General features: G+C 55.2%; 2 protein-coding genes. Both read left to right on the top strand.

The genetic code is table 11. The annotated features are described in order from the left end of the window. The first annotated feature begins 2 nt into the window (after positions 1–2). Entirely contained in the window at positions 3–545 is a 543-nt protein-coding gene (locus tag EXE45_RS16910; RefSeq protein WP_241989514.1) for an archaellin/type IV pilin N-terminal domain-containing protein, read from the top strand. A gap of 2 nt (positions 546–547) precedes the next feature. Continuing rightward, positions 548–1,031 (top strand): archaellin/type IV pilin N-terminal domain-containing protein (locus EXE45_RS16915; RefSeq protein ID WP_137695018.1); only part of this gene is annotated, 484 nt, incomplete at its 3' end.

Genomic DNA, 1,031 nt, shown 5'->3' on the forward strand with positions numbered 1-1,031 from the left:
AAGTGGGGATCGGGACCCTCATCGTGTTCATCGCGATGGTGCTGGTGGCGGCGATTGCCGCCGGCGTCCTGATCAACACGGCCGGCTTCCTCCAGACGCAGGCGGAAGCAACGGGCGAAGAGAGTACGGCGCAAGTGAGCGACCGGATTCAAGTTGTGAGTCAGTCCGGCTCTGTTAACACAACTGCGAATCCGAATACAGTCGATGCGTTACAGTTCGTCGTTGCACAGGCCCCCGGGGCCGGCAATATCGATCTGACCGAAGTGTCGGTTGAACTCGTTGGCACTGATGGTCAGGAGACGTTCACTATCTCGGATAATGAGACAACGAACATTCGTGGACTCAGTAACAATGTGTTAACTGATTCCAGCGATCGCGCAGAAGTCGCCTTCGCTCTTGACGGCAACGCTCCCGCAAGCTACACAGCGCTTGAAGGCGGCGATCAGTTGTCCGTTACCTTCACCACCGCGTCCGGGGCTACCACGACAACCGAGATTCGTATCCCCACGACGCTAACCGACGAACAGAGCTCGGTGAGGCTGTAACCATGTTCGAATTCATTAACAATAACGACGATCGTGGTCAGGTTGGTATCGGGACGCTCATTGTGTTCATCGCAATGGTGCTGGTGGCGGCGATTGCTGCTGGCGTCCTGATCAACACAGCGGGCTTCCTCCAGTCACAGGCAGAAGCAACTGGTGAAGAGAGTACCGACCTTGTGTCGGAGCGGATCGACGTGACGACGAAGGTTGGTATCGTCGGCAGTACCTCTGATGGGACACTCGATGAGATTCGTATCGGCGTCGCAGGTGCTCCTGGGGCCGACCAGATCGACCTGAGCGAAACAACAATCCAAGCGGTTGGACCCAACGGTCAAGAAAGTCTAGTCTTCGTGGATAATTCAGGAAACGCCACGTCTAATCTTGCGTCAGGAGAATTTGCGGTAAAAGATGCAAACGGGGACTTCGTTAGCAACCCGATTCTCAATGAGGACAACCAATACACGATCGTTCTAAATCCGGTCGTCTCAC

This window comes from Halorubrum sp. SP9 (genome assembly GCF_005435015.1).
GTDB classification, from domain to species: domain Archaea; phylum Halobacteriota; class Halobacteria; order Halobacteriales; family Haloferacaceae; genus Halorubrum; species Halorubrum sodomense.